A 16,003-nucleotide genomic window follows, 5' to 3' on the forward strand; every position below is an offset into this window, starting at 1 on the left:
TCGAGCGGAGCCGAGAGCTTGGGGACGATTGCGATCGGAGTGCGGAGTTCGAGGTCATGTGGCGGAGCCACATGACCTGGGGCTCCGTGCGCCGAGGGCACGTGCCGGGCGCCGGGGCGCAGACGGGGGTTCAAAGACAGGCCTCAGCCCCCTCAGGGGCGCGGGGAACTGCGCGAACAACCCGAGACGACCCGCATCCGCCGAACCGAAGAAGCCCCGCCCGGCAGGCGGTCTGGCGCGGGCGTCTGCCCGGCCAGGGCCCTTCGCGGCTGCGGGTCGTTCTTCGGTCGCTCGCGCAGTTCCCCGCGCCCCTTACAGGGCCCTCAGGTCAAGTAGTCCCGGCCCAGACGCTCCGCGAGGACCTCCAGGATCGGGCCCGCCTCCGCGATGCACCGCACCACGTCCGGCTCCACGTCCGTCAATGCGTACGCACGGCGGATACCGGCCGCACCCAGCGTCTCCGGAGGCAGCGCGAGGCGGCCGCAGACCGCGACGACCTCGACCCCGGCGGCCCGTGCCGCCGCCGCCACGCCCGCGGGGGCCTTGCCGTGCAGGGTCTGCTCGTCGAGCGAGCCCTCGCCCGTGATCACCAGGGTGGCCCGCTCAAGCGCGGGCGCGAAGCCCAGCACGTCGAGCATGACGTCGATGCCGGGCCGGAAGCCCGCGCCGAGGCCGACCAGCGCGCCGTACCCGATGCCGCCCGCGGCTCCGGCGCCCGGCGACTGCGCGTACTCGGCGGCCTTGGGGCCGATGGACTCCTCCAGGACCGTGGCGAAGTGGGCGAGGGCCGCGTCGAGGGCCTCGACGTCCTCGGGGGACGCGCCCTTCTGCGGACCGTAGACGGCGGGCGCGCCCTTCGGCCCGGTCAGCGGGTTGTCGACGTCGCTGGCGAGGACGATCTCGACGTCCTTCAGCCGGGGGTCGAGACCCGACAGGTCGGCGGTGGCCAGTTCCCCCAGCGGTCCGCCGCCGGGTCCGACGGGTTCGCCGTCCGCGTCGAGGAAGCGCGCGCCGAGCGCGGCGAGCATGCCCGCGCCGCCGTCGGTCGTGGCGCTGCCGCCGACGCCGAAGACGATGGTGCGGGCCCCCGCGTCGAGCGCCGCGCGCAGCAGCTCCCCGGAGCCGTACGTCGTGGAGGTGAGCGGCGCGAAGACGCCCTCGGGGAGCAGCTGGAGGCCCGAGGCCTCGGCCATCTCCACCACGGCGGTGCCGTCCTTCAGCGCGTACGCCGCCGTGACCTGCTCGCCGAGCGGGCCGGTGACCCGCACCTCCCGGCGCTCGAAGCCGCCCGCGACGGCCGCGGCGACCGTGCCGTCACCGCCGTCGGCGACCGGCAGCGCCTCGACCGGCACGCCGGGGGCGACGCGGTGGAGTCCGGCCGTCACCCGCTCGGCGACCTGCACGGCCGTGAGCGAGCCCTTGAACTTGTCCGCGGCGATGAGTACGCGGTGCGCGTTCCCGCGCTGTGCGCCGTCGCGCCCAGCGTGCGCCTGCCGCTCGTGTCCCGCCGTCCCTGCAGCGTCCGCCACCTTGGTTTCCCCTTGCTTTCCGGGCCTTGCTCGCGTCAAGGCAGTCGCGCCGCTGCGACCATAACCGCAGACAGGGCCCGCTGCCCATGGCCGACCGGGGCGCGAGACGGCGCGCCCCGACGAAAAATCCCGCCATATCGCTCCATAGTGGTGCGCCATGAGCACGGAATTGATCGATCAGCCCCCTCCCGGCGAGGACCCGCCGGACCCGCCGCCGACCGACCGGGACCCGGCGGACGGCTCACCGCACGACGGCACGCCGGACTACGTGGTCGTCGGCATCGGCGTGGCCGCCGTCCTCGCGGTGGTCGGCTGGGCCGCGATCGGCAAGAGTTCCTTCGAACGCGCCTCGGACGCCGCGCTCGCCTGGGTCCTCGCCAACTTCGCCTGGCTCTTCGTGATCGCCGCCGACGCCTTCCTCGTCCTCTGCGTGGTCCTCGCGCTCAGCCGTTTCGGCGGCATCCGGCTCGGCAAGGACGACGCGCGGCCGGAGTTCACCAACCTCGCGTGGATCGCGATGATGTTCAGCGCGGGCATGGGCATCGGCCTGATGTTCTACGGCGTCGGCGAGCCCCTGACCCACTATCTGAACCCTCCCCCGTCCTCGGGCGGCGAGCCCCGCACCGGCGGCGCGGCGCGCACCGCCCTGGAGTACTCGTTCTTCCACTGGACGCTGACCCCCTGGGCGATCTACGGCATCGCGGGCCTGGCCCTCGCCTACGCGGGCTTCCGCAAGGGCCGCGGCAACCGCCTGAGCGCGGTCTTCGTGCCGCTCATCGGGGCCCGGCGGGCGGCAGGCTGGCCCGGCCGCCTCATCGACCTGCTCGCCGTCTTCGCGACCGTCTTCGGCACGGCGACCAGCCTCGGCGTCGGCACGCTCCAGGTCGCCACGGGGCTCAACCTCACCACCGGCGTGACGGACTCCACCACCCTCCAGCTGATCATCATCGTGGCGCTCGGCGCCGCGTTCGTGGTCTCGGCCTTCTCCGGCGTGCACAAGGGCGTCAAGTGGCTCAGCACCCTCAACATCGTGCTCGCCGCCTGCCTGATGCTGTTCGTCTTCGTCCTCGGGCCGACCGTCTTCGTCCTCGACGCGATCCCCTCCAGCGTCGGCGGCTACCTCCACCAGCTGCTTCCGATGGCCTCGCGCACGGGCGCGTTCACCGACAGCGGCTGGCTCGGCACCTGGACGATCTTCTACTGGGCGTGGTGGCTGTCCTGGGCGCCGTTCGTCGGCACGTTCATCGCCCGCATCTCGCACGGCAGGACGATCCGCGAGTTCCTGATCGGCGTGCTCCTCGTGCCGAGCGGCGCCACCATCGTGTGGTTCTGCGTGATGGGCGGCACGGGCATCCGGCTCGACGCGACCGGCCGGGTGGACATGGCCGCGAAGGTGGAGGAGGGCGCGGAGGCCTCGCTCTTCGCCATGCTCGACGCGCTGCCGCTCGGCACGGTCACCTCCTGGGTCGCGATGATCCTCGTCATGACGTACTTCGTCACCAGCGCCGACTCCGCCTCCCTGGTGATGGGCTCGCTCAGCAGCCGCGGCTCGCTGCACCCGCCCACCTGGCTGGTCGTCACCTGGGGCGTCCTGATGGCGGCGGTCGCGGCGGTGCTGCTGGTCGCGGGCGGGCTGAACTCGCTGCAGAGCACGACGATCCTGGTGGCGCTGCCGTTCGTCGTGGTGATGCTGGCGCTGTGCTGGGCGCTCCTGAAGGAACTGCGCGCGGACCCGGGCGCGGGACCCGCACGCGGCCAGGCGCTGCACGGGCTGCGGGACGCGGTGCGCACGATGGTCGGCGACGCGATCACCGAGCAGACCCCCGACCGGCACCGCCGCCTCCGACGGGCCATCAGGTCCCGCAGCGGGGAAGGGGATTGACGTCCCGCCGGGCCCATGCCGGGCTGCGGCTACGCTTTCCGGATGACCATCCAGGACTACGCCACGTACATCGCCGGACTCCCCCGCGTCCTCGTCGGCGCCGCCGCGCTCTTCCGCGACGCGGAGGGCCGCGTACTCCTCGTCGAGCCCAACTACCGTGCGGGCTGGGCCCTGCCGGGCGGGACCGTCGAGTCGGACGACGGGGAGACGCCGCGGCAGGGCGCGCGCAGGGAGACCCTTGAGGAGATCGGGCTCGACGTCGGGCTCGGGCCGCTGCTCGTGGTGGACTGGGTGCCGCCGGGGCCGGTGCGGAGCCGGCCGCCGCTGGTGGCGTACTTGTACGACGGCGGGGTGCTCGACGCCGACCAGTTGAAGTCGGTCAAGTTGCAGGAGGAGGAGCTGCTCTCCTGGCGCCTGGTGGCCCCCGAGGACCTCGCGGAGCACCTGCCCGAACCGCTGGGGCGCCGGGTCGCCGCCGCCCTCGACGTGCTGGCGCGGGGCGGCGGGCCCGTGGAGCTGGAGGACGGGCGCAGGCCGTAGCGCCGCAGAGGCCCGCGGGCGCGGGCGCGGACCAGGGCCTCGTCAGAAGAGGACGTCGTCGGAAGAAGACGTCGTCAGAACAGGACGTCGGCCCCGGTCCGCGTCGCCCCGCCCTCGAAGGCCAGCAGTCGCTGCTTGCGGTCGAGCCCGCCCCCGTACCCCGTCAGGCTGCCGTTGGCGCCGATGACGCGGTGGCAGGGCACGATGACGCCGATCGGGTTCTTGCCGTTGGCGAGGCCGACCGCGCGGGAGGCGCCGGGCCTGCCGAGGAGTTCGGCTAGTTCGCCGTACGTACGGGTCTCGCCGTAGGGGATCCCCTGGAGCGCACGCCAGACCGTGCGCTGGAACGGCGTGCCGTCGAGCCGCAACGGCACGTCGAACTCCGTGAGCTCCCCTGCGAAGTAGGCCGCCAACTGGTCGGTGGCCTCGGCGAACGGGGTCGCATCGCGGTGGCCGAAGGTCTCCTCGGGCGGGCGGTGGCGCTGGTCGGTCATGTAGAGGCCGCTGAGCACGCCGTCGGTGGCGACGAGGGTGAGCGTCCCGTAGGGGCTGTCGATGTGGGTGTGCAGGCGTTCCGTGACCATGGTCGGGATGTTCCTTGCGTCTCGTCGTCCCCTACGCGGGGAGGAAGTTGATGGGGTGGACGTCGGTGGCCCACAGGTACTGGACGGCGTAGGCCCGCCAGGGGCGCCAGGCCGCGGCGCGCGCCGTGAGCGCGGCCGGGGTGTGCGGCAGGCCCAGCTCCTTCGCGGCGCGGCGGATGCCGAGGTCGGAGGGGAGGAACGCGTCGGGGTCGCCGAGCGCCCGCATCGCGATGACCTCCACCGTCCAGGGGCCGAAGCCGGGGAGCTCGGCGAGCCGGGCGCGGGCCTCGTCCCAGCCGTTCTCCACGCCGAGGCCGAGGCTGCCGTCGGCGAGCCGGTGCACGAGCGTGGTGAGCGTGGCGCGGCGGCTGCGGGGCAGGGCGAGCGACTCGGGGTCGAGTGCGGCGAGCGCGTCGGGGCCGGGGAAGAGGTGGGTGAGGCCCCCTTCGGGGTCCTCGACCGGCGTCCCGTGCGCGGTGACCAGGCGTGCGGCGTGGGTGCGGGCGGCGGCCGTGGAGACCTGCTGGCCGAGGACGGCGCGTACGGCGAACTCGGCCTCGTCGACCGTGCGCGGCACCCGCCGCCCCGGGGCCTTGTCGACGAGCGGCGCGAGCAGCGGATCGGTCCGCAGCCGGCCGTCGACGGCGGCCGGATCGGCGTCCAGGTCGAGCATGCGGCGGCAGCGGCTGATGGCGATGGTCAGATCGCGCAGGTCGGTGAGGGCGAGCCGGCAGCCGATGTGGTCGGGGTACGGGGTGAGGGCGACGATGCCGTGCCCGTAGGGGAGGCTCAGGGTTCTGCGGTACGCGCCGTCCCGCCACTCCTCGACGCCGGGCACGGCGGTGGCGACGAGGTGCCCGAAGAGGTTGTCGGGGTTGAGCGGGGCGCGGAACGGCAGCCGCAGGGAGAGGACGCCGCCCGCCGCTCCGGGCCGCGCGATACCCGGCCGCTTCGGCGCGCGGGCCCGCAGCTCGCCGGGGGCCAGCGCGAAGACCTCGCGCACCGTGTCGTTGAAGGTGCGGATCGAGGCGAAGCCCGCGGCGAAGGCGATCTCCGCCATGGGCAGCTCGCTCGTCTCGATGAGCAGCCGCGCGGTCTGCGCGCGCTGGGCGCGGGCGAGCGCGAGCGGTCCTGCGCCGAGCTCGGCGAGGAGCTGGCGCTCGACCTGCCGGGTGGAGTAGCCGAGGCGGCGCGCGAGGCCGGGGACGCCCTCGCGGTCGACGACGCCGTCACCGATGAGGCGCATGGCGCGGGCCACGAGGTCGGCGCGCTGGTTCCATTCGGGCGAGCCCGGGCTGCTGTCGGGGCGGCACCGCTTGCAGGCCCGGAAGCCGGCCTGCTGGCAGGCGGCGGCGCTGGGGTAGAACGTCATGTTCTCGGCCTTGGGCGGGACGACCGGGCAGCTGGGGCGGCAGTAGATCCGGGTGGTGACGACTGCCGTGAAGAACCAGCCGTCGAAGCGGGCGTCCTTCGACTGAACGGCGCGTACACAGCGTTCCGTGTCGGTGTGCATGCTCTCAAGGATCGCGGTTCCTGCGCCGGGTGGCTGGCGAGAATGCGACATCGACGTAGCGCTGCCTGGCCGCCCGCGCGGGCCTACCGCGCCGCTGCCTCCGCCGCGGTGAAGGCGTCGTACGCCTCCTGGCCGAAGAGGACGAAGCGCACCTCGTCGAAGTGCGCGGGATCCGCGGACTCGCGGACCGTCCGGACGGCGATGCGGGCCGCGTCGTCGAGCGGCCAGCGGTAGATGCCGGTGGAGATCGCGGGGAAGGCCACCGTACGCGCGCCCAGCTCGGCGGCCACGCGGAGCGACTCGCGGTGGCAGGAGACGAGCAGCTCCGAGCGGTCCTCGTCGGCGGACCAGACGGGGCCGACGGTGTGGATCACGTGCCGGGCGTCGAGCCGGCCCGCGGTGGTGGCGACGGCACGGCCGGTGGGGAGCCCCTTGCCATAGTGCGAAGCGCGCAGGCGGCGGCAGTCGGCGAGGATGTCGGGGCCGCCGCGCCGGTGGATGGCACCGTCGACGCCCCCGCCGCCGAGGAGCGAGGAGTTGGCGGCGTTGACGATGGCGTCGGCGTGCTGCTGGGTGATGTCCCCTTGGACCAGCGTGATGCGCGCGGTCACGGTGTGCTCCTCAGTGCTTTCCATACGGCCTTCGCGGCGTTGTGCCCGGACATGCCGTGCACTCCGGGTCCTGGGGGCGTCGCGGACGAGCAGAGGAAGACCGCGGGGTGCTGGGTGGCGTACGGGAAGAGGGACGGCTTGGGCCGCAGCAGCAGTTGCAGGCCGCTCGCGGCGCCGCAGGCGATGTCGCCGCCCATGTAGTTGGCGTTGGACGCGGCGAGCTGGGGCGGGCCCGCCGTGGCGCGGGCGAGGACGCGGTCGCGGAAGCCGGGGGCGAAGCGCTCGAGCTGCCGCTCGATCGCGTCGGTGAGGTCGCCCTCCCAGCCGTTCGGGACGTGGCCGTACGCCCAGAAGACGTGCTTGCCCTCCGGCGCGCGGGAGGGGTCGACCAGGCTGGGCTGCACGGTGATCAGGAACGGCGCGTCCGGCGCCCGGCCTTCGCGGGAGGCGGCGTGCAGCGCGGCGCCGATCTCCTTGCTGTCCGCGCCGACCTGCACGGTCCCGGCGCGCCGCGCCTCCTCGGCGGTCCAGGGGACGGGGCCGTCCAGGGCATAGTCGATCTTGAAGACGCCGGCCCCGTACCGGTACCCCGCATAGGCGTTGCCGAGCCCCGCGATCCTGGCGAGCGCGGTCGGCGAGGTGTCGAACACGTAGGCGCGGGCGGGCGGCAGGTCGTCGAGCCGCTTGACCTCGTAGTCCGTGTGGACGGAGCCGCCGAGGTCCTTCAGATACGCGGTGAGCGCGTCCGAGATGGACTGCGAGCCGCCGCGCGGGACGGGCCAGCCGCGGGCGTGCGCGGCCAGCGCGAAGACCATGCCGACACCGCCGGTGACGATGCCGTCGAGCGGGGCGATGACGTGGGCGACGAGTCCCGCGAAGAGCGTGCGGGCCCGCTCGTCGCGAAAGCGCCGCATCAGCCATGTCGACGGCGGCAGCCCGACGAGTCCGAACCGGGCGAGGGTCACGGGGTCCCTCGGCAGCGAGCTCAGCGGCAGGGACATGAAGTCCCGGAGCAGGACGTCCCACTTGGGCAGGAACGGCTCGATCAGCCTCCGGTAGGCGCCCGCGTCGCGCGGCCCGAACGAGGCGGCGGTCTCGGCGACGGAGCGGGACAGCACGGCGGCGGTACCGTCCGGGAAGGGGTGGGCCATGGGCAGCGGCGGCTGCAGCCACTGGAGCCCGTAGCGCTCCAGGGGCATCGAGCGGAACGCCGGGGAGTTGATGCCCAGCGGGTGGGCGGCCGAGCAGGGATCGTGCCGGAACCCCGGAAGCGTCAGCTCCTGTGTGCGCGCTCCGCCGCCCACGGTGCTCTTCGCCTCGAAGACGGCCACGGAGAAGCCGCGGCGGGCCAGCTCGACGGCAGCGGTCAGCCCGTTCGGCCCCGCCCCCACGATGACGGCATCAAGCATGGACGGCACCTTGGGACTCCTTCGTCAGCCGCTGGCCACGTCAGCCGCTGGCCACTTCCGCCAGGATAGGCCGGGGCACCGGCGCCGATCCGCGGGCCCCGGCCCTCCCGGAGCCCGCCTTCGAGTGAACTGTCACGCGTGCCGTGCGCCCATCCTGAGCGCCAGTTCTCGTGCGTGGTCGGCTGCCGCCGGTCCGCGGCTCGGGTCGGGCGCCTCGGAGAGGAAGACGAGAGCCAGCATCAGTGCGGCGTCCAGGCGGCAGACGTGCAGGCACGGATCGCTGTCGGGTGGCACCGTGGCCGTCCTCGCGTAGCCGCTGCGGATCGCTGCCATGTCGAGCTCGTTCTCCGGGTACCTGGCGTACTCGGTCAGGCGCCCGAACTCCAGCGAGGTGGAGCCGAGCAGGGCGTTCGACCAGTCGAGCAGGGCGACGGTCCGCCCCTGCCGACGCCGGATGTTGTCGCTGCGGACGTCGAGGTGGAGGAGGCTGTCCTCGGTGAGGCCGGTGAGCCGGCCGGCGATGAGGGACGGGTCCGGCGGCTCGGGCCAGTCATCGACGAGGCGGCCGATCTCGGCCCAACGGCGCCCGATGCGTGCGGTGATCGCGCTCGCCGTGGGCACCGCCTCCGATGCGACGGGCCGCAGCCGCGGCGGCGGCACCTGGTGCAGCCGTGCGAGGAGCTGCCCGAGCGCGAAGGAGTCGAGAGCCGACCCGTCATCGGGGACGTATGCGGAGAGCAGTACGTCAGGGGAGTCCGGATCGTCCGCCAGGACGAGTTCCTTCGCCTCCGCGACCGGCAGACCATGGGCGGCCAGATGCCGCGCGATCTCGTACTCCTGAAGGAGCAGGGTCCGGGTGTCCACGTGGGGGTCATTGGCGTTCGAGTCGAATCGCCGGTGCGCGAGACGTACCGCGACGGGCCGCCCGTCGCGCCCTTGGGCCTGGTAGACGGAGAACTCCAGTCCCTTGCCCACCAGTTCCAGACTGCTCAGGCCCCACCGCTCGGCAAGGCTGTCCAGCTCGGCGAATCTCTCACTCATCATGTGCACCTTCGGGGATCTTGCGGTCGTCGGTGATCCTGCTGTCCTTCAGCAGGGTGAAAGCGATGGGCGGACACATCAGCAGGGTGACCGCGCCGCCGACCGCGAAGGCCGTCCGCGGCCCCGCCGACGTGCTCAGCCAGCCGAAGATCAGCGCGCCGAGGGGCATCGTCCCCCAGGCGAACAGCCGGTACACGCCGGTTGCCCGGCCGAGGAGGCGGTCCGGGATGAGTTCCTGACGCAGGGAGACAGCCACGACGTTCCAGACCATGAGACCGAACCCGGCGGCGCAGTAGCCCGCGGTGACCACGTACACGCTGTCGGTCGCCGCTACCGCCAGGCCGCCCAAGCCCATGAGGGCCAGGTTTCCGATCAGGGTGGGGACCCGGCCCAGCGCTCCGGTCATACGGCTCGCGGCCACGCTGCCGGCGACGCCCCCGGCGGCTCCGGCGGCAAGCAGCGCCCCGTATGCGGCGTCCGGGAGCCCGAGCACGTCGCGCACCAGGATGACGAAGACGGCGATCTGTCCGAGGTAGACGGCGTTGATGACGCCGGCGGAGAAGGTCAGGGCGCGCAGCAGAGGATCACGCAGCACGTGGACCAGGCCCTCGCGGATGTCGGTCAGGAGCCGCGGCCTGACCGCGGACCGCTCGGGCCGCGGCCCGCGAACGCCGGTCAGCAGCGCTGCGGACACCAGGAAGGAGAGCGCGTCGAGCAGGAGGGGAATCACCCTGCCCAGCACGAAGAACACACCCCCGAGCACATGTCCCAGCAGGTCGCGGCCCACGGTCTGGACCGCGAAGAGCCTGCCGTTCGCCGCCTCCAGCTTCTCCCTGGGAACGATGCCCGGCAGCAGCGCGAAGGACGCGCAGTCGAACAGCACCTCCCCGACACCCAGCAGGAACGCCGCGGTCATCAGGGGCCAGAAGGTCAGCCAGTCGCAGGCGAGCAGCACCACGGTGACGATCAGCGTCGCGGCGCGCAGCAGGTCGGCGGCGACCATCAGACGACCACGCTCGAACCGGTCGGCGTACGCCCCTGCCGGCAGACCGAACAGCAGCCAGGGAACCGTGGTGGCCGCGGTGACGGCGGACACCTGGAACGCGTCGTGCAGCAGCGCGGCGGACAGCAGCGGAAGGGCCGCGAAGCGCATGCCGTCGCCGACCGCCGACGCGCTCGCGGCGCCGATCATGCGGTGGTAGCCGGAACCGAAGCGAACAGTGGTGTGCGCGCTCACCCCGTGCTCCCCGGTGAGAACACGGCGCACCGCAGCTCGCTGGTGTAGCGGTGACCGCGCACGCTCAGCCAGCGTTGGGCGGGCGTGGGCAGCATCTCGGAGATCTCCAGTGTGCCGTCCTTCCGTGCGGCAAGTCGGCACAACTGCCGTACCAGGAGCGGTGCGTGCCAGTCGACGTAGACCGGTTTCGGCTCGCCGGGGATCTTGACGAAGACGTGCCGGGGCAGGCCGAGCTCGGAGCGCAGTCGGCAGGCCGCGACGAACTCCGCGGCCTCCTCCCCGCCCGTCCGCCCCACGGGTCCCTCGAAGGCGGCCGCACCGCGCAGGCGGGCGGCGGAGACCCGCCAGGTCTCGCGTTGCAGGACGACACGGCCGCAGCGGATACGGGGGATGTGCGCCAAGGCGGGGGCGTCCAGTCCCGCCCCGCCGAAGTGCCGCGGGAAGGCGAACGGGGAGAGCGGGTCCTGGCGGATGCTCGGTCCGCCGGCCGGGGGCGCCATGAGTCGCAGCCTTCCCGCGACCCCGTGGGCCCGCAGCTCCAGCCGTCCGTCACGGAGCACGACGTACAGCTGGGACGGCTGCACCACCCGGTCGCGCGACTGCCCGGAACGGCCGTAGACCTCCAGGTCGTAGCAGGGGTAGACGAGCTGTGTCGATGACTTGTCCGGGTGGCCCCGGGACAGGTTGGCGAGGACCTCGCCGTCGTCGAGCAGGGACAGGTAGCCCTCGTAGACCTGCGGCAGCAGCTCCGGCGCGCGTTCCTGGATCAGGGGACCGAAGCTGGTGTGGGTGATGACCTCCCGGACGGCGTGGCAGTCTCCGATCACCGCGGTGAACCGGCCCTCGCGCAGGTCCTGAAGGCTCGTGGCGGCGAACAGCACGTCCGGGTCGACGACCGCCGCGGGTCTACGGGGACGGTCGGCGAGGATCGCCTCCATCCGCTCCCTCTCCACGACGACCTCCGGCCGGTCCGTGCCCCCCTCCCCCATCAGGGCGTCGGTGATCGAACGGTCGAGCGCCGCCAGCTCGGCCTCGACGGCGGCGCACTCCTCCTCGATGGCGTGCCGGTCCCGGAAGAACTCCGAGTAGAGGCGGTCCAGGGGGACCTCGACACCGGCGCCGAAGCGCTCCGCCACCCATCGGGTGAGAATGGCGAGCTCACGCCGCATGCGCAGGCGTGGACGCGCGAGCACGGTCTCGTACACGATCGACAGTTCGTCCGTGATGAAGCGGGCGATGTCCGGGCCGATGGTCAGGTCGACCGGCTCGCCGTGGGCCTCCTCGAACAGGACGCTCCGGTCGGCGTAGTGCAGGCCGCTGTTGCGGTTCGCGGGGGTTCCCGTCACCTTCTCGAACCTGGCCTTGATCGCGGCCAGCGCGGCGGGGCGCTCGGCGAGGGGCAGCGTCGCGAAGCGGGCCAGGTCCTCCTCGAAATGCCCGATGGCCGAGAGGACCGGCGCGGCCTGCTCCGGTGGAGCGGAGAGCAGTTGGCGGCGCAGGGCGGTCAGGGGCTCGTGGTCGCCGACGGGGATCTCGAACTCGGCCACCACCCATTCCCGCGCGACCAGCTCCTTCAGCACCTGGTCGAAGGGGGCGGGGGTGTGGGAGCCGAACGCGGTGTCCCACTCCGCGCGCAACTCGCGCAGCGTCCGTTCCCCGTCGCAGCGCTGCCACAGCCATTGCTCGTGCGCCGCCGCCTCCCTGCCTCCGAGGTGCTGGAAGTTCCAGTCGGTGTCGAGGCCGTCGCGGGTGGTGAACGCGTAGAGGTCGATGCGTCCTTCGCGCAGGAAGGACAGCGGGCGCCTGCGCGGACGTACGCAGTCGAACAGGCCGGGGACCTCCGCGGCGCTCTGGGCCAGCTTCTCCGCGGCCCAGTGGCTGAAGAGCGTCCGGCGCTCCATCTCGCGTTCCGAGGTCCAGGCGATGCCCGGCGCTTGTCCGACCCGGCCCACGGTGAACGGTCCGAAGTGGGAGTGGGTCTCGTTCTTCGTCGTCACCCGCTGGAGGTACATCGTGAGCAGGTCGGTCATCCTCCGGGTGTGCCGGCCCATGTCTTCCTGGAAGCTGTCGAGCCATGCGGCGAACTCCGGGTACGCGGAGTCGTTCGACAGCAGCAGCACTTGCCGCAGGCGCTCGTCGCCGAACGCCTCGGCCACGGCGGTTCTCGCAAGGTTGAGGCGCGTGCGGTACCGGGCCGTGTACGCCTCCTGCTCCGCGGTGAACTCCTCGGCGGACGCCTGGTAGGTGTGCAGGGTGTGCGCCGCCTCGTCGGGCAGTGCCGCGGTGGCACGCCGCACTTCACGGCCGGACAGCGGTCGCAGCAGGCCCACGCGCGACGCCGACTGCCGGCAACCGGGCACCTGGTGCTGCCGCAGTACGGGCTTGAGGTCCCGCGCCAGCGAAGCCAGCCGGTCCCTGCTCTCCAGGAGAGCGTGGGCCTCGTCGAGGGAGGCGGTGTCCACGAGGGGGTCGAGCGCCTCCATCGGGAAGCCGGCCTGTCGGAGCACGACGATCGGCACGAGTCGCCACGCCTCGCCCGGTGCGGGGTTCGTGCTGCTCTGGGAGTCGTTGACGCTGGTCACAGCCCTGCCTCGGTGCTCGTGCGGACGGGACGACGCTCGTGCAGCGCGTCGAGGACGGCCAGGGGGTCCGCGGGGAGCGCGGGCAGCAGGCCGGGCCGCGGCGCCCAGGGCTTGACCCGCACCCCGTGGTAGTCGGACCCGGCGGTCGGGACGAGGCCGAGCCGGTCGCATACATCGGCGAGGAGGCGGCTCTCGGCCGGGGTGTGCCAGCTCGTCCACACTTCGAGCCCGGCCAGTCCGGCCTCCCGCAGCGGCTCGAGCAGCGCCACGCACCCGGGTCCGTCCAGGTCCGTCACGAACTGGCCCGGGTGGGCGAGGACGGCGGCCCCGCCGGCCTCCTCGATCCATGACAGGACGTCGACCACGTCGGGCTTCTCGGGGTGCTCGACATGGAGCGGCCTGCCGGGACGGCACCAGTCGGCCACGAGCCGGTCGTACGCATCTGCCGTGTAGTCGGCGAACCTCGCATCGTCGTGCGCCGCCTCGAGGAGCAGGGCGAGATAGTCGCCCACATAGGCCACCCGGTGGCCGCCCAGGCGTCGCACCACGTCGTCCCAGGTGAGCGGCGCTCCAATGGTCTGCGCGCGGTCGGTCCAGGTGCGCCACCACGCCAGTTCGGCGTCGTGGACACCACCGATCCGTTCCCGGAACCGCAGGTCATGGGGGTCGATGAAGTAGGCAAGGCAGTGGGTTTCCGCGCCGCGCCAGGTGGCGGTGACCTCGCAGGCCGGTACCACGGTGAGGCGCCCGCCGACGGCCTGCTCGAACGCGGCGACGCCGGCCACGGTGTTGTGGTCGGTCACGGCGGCCACGCGCAGCCCGGCGTCGACACAGCGCCGGGCCAGCTCGGCCGGGGCCTCGTCCCCGTCGGAGTGCCGCGTGTGCAGATGCAGGTCGACCGGGGTGGCGAGAGTGGCGGACGCCCCCCGCATCAGCGCGCTCCGGGCAGGGCGCGCCGCCAGGACGCGGCCAGCCATCGCTCGTAGTCGGGTCCTGACGGCTCGTCCATGACCAGGCACAGTGGCTCGATGATCCGCCCCGGGCCGCCGGCCAGGCCGCCGTGGAGCATGGTGAGGTTGTGGCCGAACAGCAGGTCGCAGTGCTCGCCCGGTGCGAGTACTTCCCAGCGGCGCCGGAATTGCGCCCAGGTCAGGCCGGTGGCCATCAGCACCTGGTGGCAGAAGAGGCGTGCCGCCTCGCCCTCGCACTCCCCGCAGGCGCAGCGCCGGGCCAGCGGCACGGCGGCGGGGTAGCGGACCCGTTCCTCCTTCGTCAGCACGGCCTCGCTGTGGTGGAAGGACAGGCCGTGCCAGAGAGGTTCCTGAAGACCGAGCATGGCTCCGAGCGACGGATAGGCACAGCCGTGCTCCGGCTGACGCTCCAGCCCCCGGCGCAGGTTGTCACCGAGCCAGCGGGCCGCGGCGGCCGGCCGGTCGTCCCCGGCTTCGATGTCACGCCGGTCGAGCACGTCGTCGATGACACCGAGCCAGTCGTAGTACGTCGTGACGCTCAGCCCTTCTCCCACGTCGGGGAGGAAGATGCCCTGGTACATCTTGTGCGCGGGAGTGGTGGTGTAGCCGGAGCTGCCGAATTCCCGCCAGGCGGGATCCCAGTCGGGCGCGTCCTGGAGACTGGGCGTCAGGTAGGAGCAGTGCTGTCCGTCGTGGTGGGGCAGCAGGGTCCGGGTGGAGAACCCCTCGGGGACGTACGTCTGCTGCGGCCGGTCGACCTCCAGCCGCATCTTCGCGGGGGCGCCACGGGCGATCAGCGCGGCGCGGATCCGTTCGGCCAGGGCTGTCGAAAGGCGGCGGCTCTCCTCGACGCCCAGCCGCAGGCGGCCGATGCGGAACACCGCGAAGCCGACCCGGTGGATGACGTCGACGGACGCGGCGGCCATGTCGTCCAGTGCCTGCTCGCGCCGGTCCGCGGGCCCGGAGACGAGAGCGGTGCAGTCGAACCGGGCTTCGGAGGGGGTGAAGTTCACTGGTGCTCCAGGGGTTCGTCACAGGCGCTTTCGGACCAGGGCGCGAAGTCGGACGGGACGCACTCGGTGCGGAACAGGAACTCGAAGAGCAGGCGTGCCGCGATCTGGGCGGTGCTGCCCGACGGGTCGTAGCGGGGTGCGACCTCCGCCACGTCGACGGCGCCGACGGGCAGCGCGCGGAGTTCCTCGTAGACATCGAGGAGTTCGCCGGTGCTGATGCCGCCCATGGTCACATGGCCGGTTCCGGTGGCCGAGGCGCTGTCGAGTACGTCGATGTCGAGTGAGACGTAGACCGTGTCGCACCGGGAGCCGAGTTCCTCGATGAGGGGGCGCAGTGCGGCGGCGGCCCCGTCCCTGGTGATCCGGGAGCCCGGCACGATGTGGAAGCCGCTGTCGAGCAGCCCCCGGTACTGGTCGTACTTGGTCACGTCGCCGACGCCGACGAAGGCCATGTCCTCCGGGCGCATCTGGGGGATCTCGCTGATCCTGCGGGAGTTGGAGCCGTGGTACAGCGGTCCGTGCAGCGTGCTCCAGTTGCCGAAGTCGAAGTGGTGGTCGATGTTGATGAACCCCACGCGGCCCGCGCCGCGGTCGAGCCGTCCGGCACGGAAGCCGGCGAAGGTGGGGAAGGTGCACGAGTGGTCGCCGTTGAGGAAGACCAGACACGGCGCGGACTGGCTGAGACGGCGGCTCTCCGCCGCGACGGCCTGGAAGGTCCGCACGGTGTCCGTCGGGTAGACGTGCAGGTCACCGGCGTCCGCGACCTGGGGGGCGCGGTAGCGGAAGGCCTGGCCGGTGCGGGTGTCCAGCATGCGCCACTGGCCCAGGCTGGTCAGGTAGCTGGAGAAGACCAGGCTTGCCTGGCGGATGGCCCGGGGGCCCTCCGCGGCTCCCGGCCGGGAGCTTGCGGTGGCGTCGAAGGGGACGCCGGACACCACCCAGCCGTCCTCTCCCACGTCCACCCGGTCGGCGGGAGTGGTGGGGGTGCCGAAGAGTGTCGCGACGCCGGCCCAGCCGGGCAGCGGATCCTCCTCGAAGTCCTCGGCCTTGACGCTGTTCTGCAGCGCTGCGAAGTCGGGGAGCTCGTTCAT

13 protein-coding genes are annotated in these 16,003 nt (G+C 72.8%); 2 read left to right on the forward strand and 11 right to left on the reverse strand.

Translation table 11 applies throughout. The annotated features are described in order from the left end of the window. Positions 1-323 precede the first annotated feature (323 nt). Positions 324-1,439, reverse strand: coding sequence for a glycerate kinase (locus ACFVYR_RS35705; RefSeq protein WP_384258559.1), 1,116 nt, complete (start codon positions 1,437-1,439; stop codon positions 324-326). 247 nt (positions 1,440-1,686) lie between these two features. Between ACFVYR_RS35705 and ACFVYR_RS35710 the strand changes: the two genes are divergently transcribed. Then, positions 1,687-3,411 carry a BCCT family transporter gene (locus ACFVYR_RS35710; RefSeq protein WP_384258508.1) on the forward strand — a complete coding sequence of 575 codons (1,725 nt, stop codon included), beginning with the start codon at positions 1,687-1,689 and terminating at the stop codon, positions 3,409-3,411. Positions 3,412-3,453: 42 nt separating this feature from the next. Next, entirely contained in the window at positions 3,454-3,951 is a 498-nt protein-coding gene (locus ACFVYR_RS35715; protein ID WP_384258510.1) for an NUDIX domain-containing protein, read from the forward strand. 74 nt (positions 3,952-4,025) lie between these two features. Here ACFVYR_RS35715 and ACFVYR_RS35720 read toward each other — a convergent pair whose 3' ends face one another. The 10 genes from ACFVYR_RS35720 to ACFVYR_RS35765 all read right to left on the reverse strand — a co-directional run bounded on the left by ACFVYR_RS35720 (position 4,026) and on the right by ACFVYR_RS35765 (position 16,003). After that, the gene (locus ACFVYR_RS35720; protein ID WP_384258512.1) at positions 4,026-4,535 is read right to left on the reverse strand and encodes a methylated-DNA--[protein]-cysteine S-methyltransferase; all 510 of its coding nucleotides are present in this window, start codon (positions 4,533-4,535) and stop codon (positions 4,026-4,028) included. Positions 4,536-4,566: 31 nt separating this feature from the next. Next, on the reverse strand, positions 4,567-6,048 hold the full coding sequence (locus ACFVYR_RS35725) for an AlkA N-terminal domain-containing protein (protein WP_384258515.1): 1,482 nt from the start codon (positions 6,046-6,048) through the stop codon (positions 4,567-4,569). An 83-nt stretch (positions 6,049-6,131) separates the two neighbouring features. Continuing rightward, the gene (locus tag ACFVYR_RS35730; RefSeq protein ID WP_384258517.1) at positions 6,132-6,683 is read right to left on the reverse strand and encodes an O-acetyl-ADP-ribose deacetylase; all 552 of its coding nucleotides are present in this window, start codon (positions 6,681-6,683) and stop codon (positions 6,132-6,134) included. Next, entirely contained in the window at positions 6,656-8,068 is a 1,413-nt protein-coding gene (locus ACFVYR_RS35735; protein ID WP_384258519.1) for a phytoene desaturase family protein, read from the reverse strand. The genes ACFVYR_RS35730 and ACFVYR_RS35735 overlap by 28 nt, the downstream gene beginning before the upstream one ends. Positions 8,069-8,200: 132 nt before the next feature. Further along, on the reverse strand, positions 8,201-9,109 hold the full coding sequence (locus ACFVYR_RS35740) for a phosphotransferase (RefSeq protein ID WP_384258522.1): 909 nt from the start codon (positions 9,107-9,109) through the stop codon (positions 8,201-8,203). Beyond that, positions 9,102-10,346, reverse strand: a complete 1,245-nt coding sequence (locus ACFVYR_RS35745) for an MFS transporter (RefSeq protein WP_384258524.1) — start codon at positions 10,344-10,346, stop codon at positions 9,102-9,104. The genes ACFVYR_RS35740 and ACFVYR_RS35745 overlap by 8 nt, the downstream gene beginning before the upstream one ends. Then, positions 10,343-12,928 (reverse strand): lantibiotic dehydratase, encoded by a 2,586-nt coding sequence (locus tag ACFVYR_RS35750; RefSeq protein ID WP_384258526.1) that lies wholly within the window; start codon positions 12,926-12,928, stop codon positions 10,343-10,345. Before ACFVYR_RS35750 ends, ACFVYR_RS35745 begins: the two co-directional genes overlap by 4 nt. Next, positions 12,925-13,860 carry a PHP domain-containing protein gene (locus ACFVYR_RS35755; RefSeq protein ID WP_384258528.1) on the reverse strand — a complete coding sequence of 312 codons (936 nt, stop codon included), beginning with the start codon at positions 13,858-13,860 and terminating at the stop codon, positions 12,925-12,927. Before ACFVYR_RS35755 ends, ACFVYR_RS35750 begins: the two co-directional genes overlap by 4 nt. After that, on the reverse strand, positions 13,860-14,912 hold the full coding sequence (locus ACFVYR_RS35760; RefSeq protein ID WP_384258530.1) for a hypothetical protein: 1,053 nt from the start codon (positions 14,910-14,912) through the stop codon (positions 13,860-13,862). The genes ACFVYR_RS35755 and ACFVYR_RS35760 overlap by 1 nt, the downstream gene beginning before the upstream one ends. Then, on the reverse strand, positions 14,909-16,003 hold the full coding sequence (locus ACFVYR_RS35765; protein ID WP_384258533.1) for an arginase family protein: 1,095 nt from the start codon (positions 16,001-16,003) through the stop codon (positions 14,909-14,911). The genes ACFVYR_RS35760 and ACFVYR_RS35765 overlap by 4 nt, the downstream gene beginning before the upstream one ends.

This window comes from Streptomyces sp. NPDC058284, assembly GCF_042881135.1.
Taxonomy (GTDB): domain Bacteria; phylum Actinomycetota; class Actinomycetes; order Streptomycetales; family Streptomycetaceae; genus Streptomyces.

Coding starts and splice junctions, on each gene's coding strand:
- ACFVYR_RS35710 (WP_384258508.1), top strand. CDS start 1,687: ATGAGCACGGAATTGATCGATCAGCCCCCTCCCGGCGAGGACCCGCCG.
- ACFVYR_RS35715 (WP_384258510.1), top strand. CDS start 3,454: ATGACCATCCAGGACTACGCCACGTACATCGCCGGACTCCCCCGCGTC.
- ACFVYR_RS35720 (WP_384258512.1), bottom strand. CDS start 4,535: ATGGTCACGGAACGCCTGCACACCCACATCGACAGCCCCTACGGGACG.
- ACFVYR_RS35725 (WP_384258515.1), bottom strand. CDS start 6,048: ATGCACACCGACACGGAACGCTGTGTACGCGCCGTTCAGTCGAAGGAC.
- ACFVYR_RS35730 (WP_384258517.1), bottom strand. CDS start 6,683: ATGGAAAGCACTGAGGAGCACACCGTGACCGCGCGCATCACGCTGGTC.
- ACFVYR_RS35735 (WP_384258519.1), bottom strand. CDS start 8,068: ATGCTTGATGCCGTCATCGTGGGGGCGGGGCCGAACGGGCTGACCGCT.
- ACFVYR_RS35740 (WP_384258522.1), bottom strand. CDS start 9,109: ATGAGTGAGAGATTCGCCGAGCTGGACAGCCTTGCCGAGCGGTGGGGC.
- ACFVYR_RS35755 (WP_384258528.1), bottom strand. CDS start 13,860: ATGCGGGGGGCGTCCGCCACTCTCGCCACCCCGGTCGACCTGCATCTG.
- ACFVYR_RS35765 (WP_384258533.1), bottom strand. CDS start 16,003: ATGAACGAGCTCCCCGACTTCGCAGCGCTGCAGAACAGCGTCAAGGCC.